A 4,712-nucleotide genomic window follows, 5' to 3' on the forward strand; every position below is an offset into this window, starting at 1 on the left:
CACAAAAATACTATTAGAACCTGTCAGATTGATGACATCACCCGGCATAAAAGTAGCCAGTTTACCGGCAGACAATCGTCTGGAGATACCTTCATTAAACAACCAGCTGCGCAGTGCTGACAACGCCATGGAGCGTTTATTGCGGTTGCGGATCACTTCGCCATTTAACATGCGCTCCGCCATTTGAAGGTTGCCGCCACGTTGTAATTCACCGGAGTCTTGTCGTCGCTGAACGCCGAATCGCTGGCTGCCAAAATAATTGGGTGCCCCTTCATTGGCGATCCGGGATAATCGCTCAACAATGACGTCCGGCTCTGTCACGTCGCGGAGCGTGATTATGAAGCTGTTGCCTTTTAACTGACCGGTTCGCAGTTTTTTATTGTGGCGTTTGGCATCGAGTACTTTAGCGCCTTCAAGGTCAAAAGCCGTCCAGTCAAAGTCCTGCTTTCCCGGTAGGTGAATGCCAAACCACTGCTGGGTAACCGCGTATTTGTCCTTGCGGCCGGCATATGTCACCTGACGCAACGGTAATTTGCAAAACTTAGCCAGTTGCTCGGCAACAAAAGCGGTGTTCAGATTGGTTTTCTGAACGTTCAGATAGATGTGTTCACCGTCACCGGTTAACTCATACCCGAGGTGTTCAATGACCTGGAAGTCTTGCGGTTGTTGTTTAAATACCGCGGTGGTTGAGGGTTGGCCGAATCGGTAGCCCCAATGGTCGGTGTTCAGTTCCATTATGGTTTTGCCACCAACAAGGCGACAGCATGTGCCGCAATGCCTTCTTTGCGACCAGCAAAGCCGAGCTTTTCGGTGGTGGTTGCTTTTACGTTGATTTGATCAACGCTTACGCCGCAATCCTCGGCAAGAATTTGTCGCATAGCGTCGATGTGCGGTGCCATCTTTGGCGCCTGCGCTATGATGGTTGTATCGGCGTTGCTGACCAGGAACCCTTTTTCGTGGATCAAACCGACAACATGACGCAACAAAACGCGACTATCTGCGCCGGAATAGGCGTCATCGGTATCAGGGAAATGTTTGCCAATGTCACCCATCGCCATTGCGCCGAGTAATGCATCGCACAACGCATGGATCAGCACATCGCCGTCAGAGTGAGCGAGTAGCCCCTGTTCATAATCTATCTGAACGCCGCCCAGGGTTATGGGGCCGTCGCCACCGAATTTATGTACGTCGTAGCCGTGTCCAATTCGTATCACTGCGGTTCACCTTGTTGAAGATAAAATGTGGCCAGCGGTAAATCCGCCGGGCGGGTAACTTTAATGTTGGCCGGATTGCCATCAACCAGCCTGACAGTATGTCCGGCAAACTCCATCGCAGAAGCCTCGTCCGTAACATTGGCACCGGCATCGAGCGCCTCGTTCAGCGCAGTCAATAATTCGCCCGCACGAAACAGTTGCGGAGTCAGAGCGTGCCACAAATTCTCGCGGTCTTCGGTATGGGAAACAACCGGGCTTCCGCTCTTAGTCTGAGCGCGTTTCATGGTATCGCGGACCGGGGTTGCCAGAATGCCGCCATTAAACGCAGGCTGTTGAATATGGTCAATCAGCGAGCTGAGGTCTTGCTGACTAATACAGGGGCGGGCAGCATCATGAACCAGAGCCCATTCATGCGCTGCAAGGGTGTGCAATGCATTTTGAACTGACTCTGCCCGGCTGTCTCCGCCCGCTACCGCGGTCAGCCAGGGCGCCTGACTAATCGCCAGCGTTGGAAAGTAAGTATCCTCAGGATGTAACGCCACCACAACACGAGATACTGCAGGGTGCTTATTCAGGGCCCGCAGGGTGTGTTCTAAAATGGTGTGGTTACCAATCGTTAAATATTGTTTGGGTTTATCTGCTTGCATGCGCGACCCAATGCCAGCCGCAGGCACTACGGCTACAATTGTCGGAGCAGTCATTCGTTATTCTTCTTCTGAGGGTAAAATTCGGTAAAAGGTTTCGCCGCGTTTTATCAGGCCTAACTCATTTCGAGCGCGTTCTTCAATGGCTTCCATTCCAATTGTCAGATCACTGATATCCGCTTTTAACAACGCATTACGCTGCACCAGGTTGGCATTTTGCTGAGATTGCTTCTCTACTTCCTGCTCTTTGGAAAGATAGTCCGGGATACTGTTTTTGCCGAACCACAGGCGATACTGAAGTAACCCCAATAGTCCTGCTAATACCAGTAAAATCCACTTATCTCGCCACACAGTGCTTACCTGTTTTTGTGTTAATTCCGGCACTTAACCAGTGCGCCGAAATGCATTAAAATTCGATCAGGCTGGGTACTTATCGCCGGCCTGACTGCGGACGCCTTCAGGTTTTAAAGGGGCCGCAGTCAGCACATTATGCCGCGCTCAGTGTTTAACGTCCATCGCCTTTGTTGAACAGTTTGTTGAACAATTTTTCCTTCTGTTTTTCAACAGCATTACTGAGTGTTGTTTTCAGTAATTCGTCCAGAGTGGCGTTATCCTGCTCGCTCGCGCTCAACAATCCTGATAAATCTCCCAGCTCTGCAGACAGGGTAGAAGACTGTTTGGCTACCATTTGCTGAAGGCGGCTGTTTAACTTGTCTAGCTGTGCTTGCTTTTCTTTGTCCAGAGAAGCAAGTGCGGCACTGGCAAGTCGGGTGTCTAGATCAGACGCCAAGCCAAACTTTGGTGATGTCAGATCGCCGGAAATATCCATATTGATGCCCAGATTTCGCAAATCACCCAGCACGGTTGCTACTGCGTTGGTCAATTTATCAGAGCCCGCTGCAGCCATCACGAGTTCAGACAAATCCACCTTGCCGCCACCGCTTAGCTGGTTATCAGTTACCGTTAGTGCACCCGCCGACGCCAGCAATGCTTGCTTAATCGAGGCATCGAGACGTTTGTTTTCTGTTAGCGGAATACTGTCGAGTAGCAATCCGGCTATTTGCCAGGTTTGTTTAGCATCCAGGCCATTTTCATCCAGGAAGAATTCACCTTCGGTGGTGAATTGTTGCTGGCCCTGATTGGCGGCATTCAGTAGAAAGGTGGTAGGGTTGCCAAAGATACTGTGCACGTTAGTGATATTTGTCCAATCGCCGCTTAGCAATGTGTCCTGCCAGTTAACCGAAACGTTGGCCTGACGGATCAGGATCTGCATCGGATCACCTTCCTCGGCGGTTTCGTCTTCCGCGGTAGATTCGCCTTTCAGCATGGGCACAATAATATCAAACGCCGCAAACAGGTATTGGTTGTATTCAGCGGCCTTGGGGCCAAACACGGCCTCGGTTAGCTGCGATAATGCGGCCTGATCGCCAGCATATACGCCTTTCAGCAACGCATAGTCTTCCTGTGGAGCGGTTTTCAGCGCTTCGAGTGAGGCTGACATGGCTGTTTTGGCCTCTGATGCTTTGTCAGTAAACTCAGCAATAAGCGCTTTGTCTTTCTTTATCGATTCTTTTAACTGTTCCAGTGTCTGCTTGGCTTTCAGTATCGAGGCCGGGTCTTTCAGATCTGTTTCTTTTAACGCTTTAACCTGAGCTTTGTATTGTTCAAGCTTCGCTTTGTCTGGCAGCGCTTTGTAATCTTCCTTCAAGCCTTCGGCGTACGTATTGTAGGTTTGTTGTGCCTGCTCTACGGCAGCAGTGGTTTTCAGCGGTGAACGAGCCAGCAAATCGTCAACTTCTGGCAATGCTTCTTTGGCTTCTGCCAGCAGTTCCTCAAAAGACTGACCTTCTGGTTGTTTTAATACTTTACCCGGGGATTGACGGGGTTGATTGAACGCCACATCGGTTACCGCCAATTGATTCATAATCAGTTGGTTACTGAGCAGTGGCCAGAACTCCACGTCGCCCTTCAACTGGCCGACGACGACCTGATTCGTTTCCGGCTTCGAAGGATTGGTCATTTCAATGGCGGCGATATTGACGCTGAGTGGAAACAGGCTGTGCTCAAACTCACCAATATTTACTTCGGCGCCATAGGACTGGGTGAGTTGGGATTCGAGTACCGATTTAATGAGACTGTCGGCAAACAGCCAGTACAAAACGACCGGTATTAATAATATGGCGAACGTCCAGGTTGCCAGCTTTCCCGCTTTACTCTGCATGAATAACTCCTTGAAAAAATGATGCCCAGGTTACGTTTCCTCCGGTAGTGACACCTTATTCGACAACCTGTCGCATGAATCACCTTCACATACCGCATTAAACCCGCTGTGCGTCGGGTCTGCCTTGACGCAAAGATAGCAGACCGATAGTGTGGCAACTAAATATTACGATATGACGTAGTTTATCGGCTGGCGGCGTATGTGCAAGCATAGGCGGCATGCGAGCCTTTCGTTAAACTATACGGCTATATGTAACAGGTTCAGTGCCACTGGCAGTGACAACGTAATCAACTACCGCGATGTAGACGGTAAGCATCTTAAAATTTATACGACAGATTGTACACAAAGGGGTTCAATGTTAACGCAACGTACTTTTTCTAACGCCAGTCCTATTCGACAGCTGATTCGGGATTTTTATCGTATTCCTGAAACCGATGCAGTTGACCAGATCTTACCCATAGCGGAAGTTAACCCCAGGGCGCGGAGCCGGGCCTGGGAACGCGCGCGACGGATGGTGTTACAGATTCGCAGGGAGCAGGAAAGTCATGGCGGTGTAGATGCACTGCTTAATGAATATTCATTGTCGACTGCAGAAGGCGTTGTACTGATGTGCCTGGCCGAAGCCTTGCTGCG

Annotated in this window: 6 protein-coding genes; 1 reads left to right on the plus strand and 5 read right to left on the minus strand. The window is 50.2% G+C overall.

All coding sequences use genetic code 11. The annotated features are described in order from the left end of the window. The 5 genes from truD to AC4MRN_RS19600 all read right to left on the minus strand — a co-directional run. On the minus strand, positions 1–735 hold a 735-nt coding region (gene truD / locus AC4MRN_RS19580), incomplete at its 3' end, for a tRNA pseudouridine(13) synthase TruD (RefSeq protein WP_491204259.1). Continuing rightward, positions 735–1,211 (minus strand): 2-C-methyl-D-erythritol 2,4-cyclodiphosphate synthase, encoded by a 477-nt coding sequence (ispF, locus tag AC4MRN_RS19585; protein WP_370241929.1) that lies wholly within the window; start codon positions 1,209–1,211, stop codon positions 735–737. The genes ispF and truD, both read right to left, overlap by 1 nt. Then, positions 1,211–1,915, minus strand: a complete 705-nt coding sequence (ispD, locus tag AC4MRN_RS19590) for a 2-C-methyl-D-erythritol 4-phosphate cytidylyltransferase (protein ID WP_370241918.1) — start codon at positions 1,913–1,915, stop codon at positions 1,211–1,213. Before ispD ends, ispF begins: the two co-directional genes overlap by 1 nt. Before the next feature lie 3 nt (positions 1,916–1,918). Beyond that, positions 1,919–2,209, minus strand: coding sequence for a cell division protein FtsB (ftsB, locus tag AC4MRN_RS19595; RefSeq protein ID WP_073325267.1), 291 nt, complete (start codon positions 2,207–2,209; stop codon positions 1,919–1,921). Positions 2,210–2,363: 154 nt separating this feature from the next. Then, positions 2,364–4,079, minus strand: a complete 1,716-nt coding sequence (locus AC4MRN_RS19600) for a TIGR03545 family protein (RefSeq protein WP_370165820.1) — start codon at positions 4,077–4,079, stop codon at positions 2,364–2,366. Positions 4,080–4,434: 355 nt separating this feature from the next. On the opposite strand from AC4MRN_RS19600, the gene AC4MRN_RS19605 reads away from it, so the two are divergent. Beyond that, positions 4,435–4,712: hypothetical protein (locus AC4MRN_RS19605; protein ID WP_491204260.1), on the plus strand; the 278-nt coding region annotated here is incomplete at its 3' end.

The sequence above is a fragment of the Marisediminitalea sp. genome (assembly GCF_984433645.1).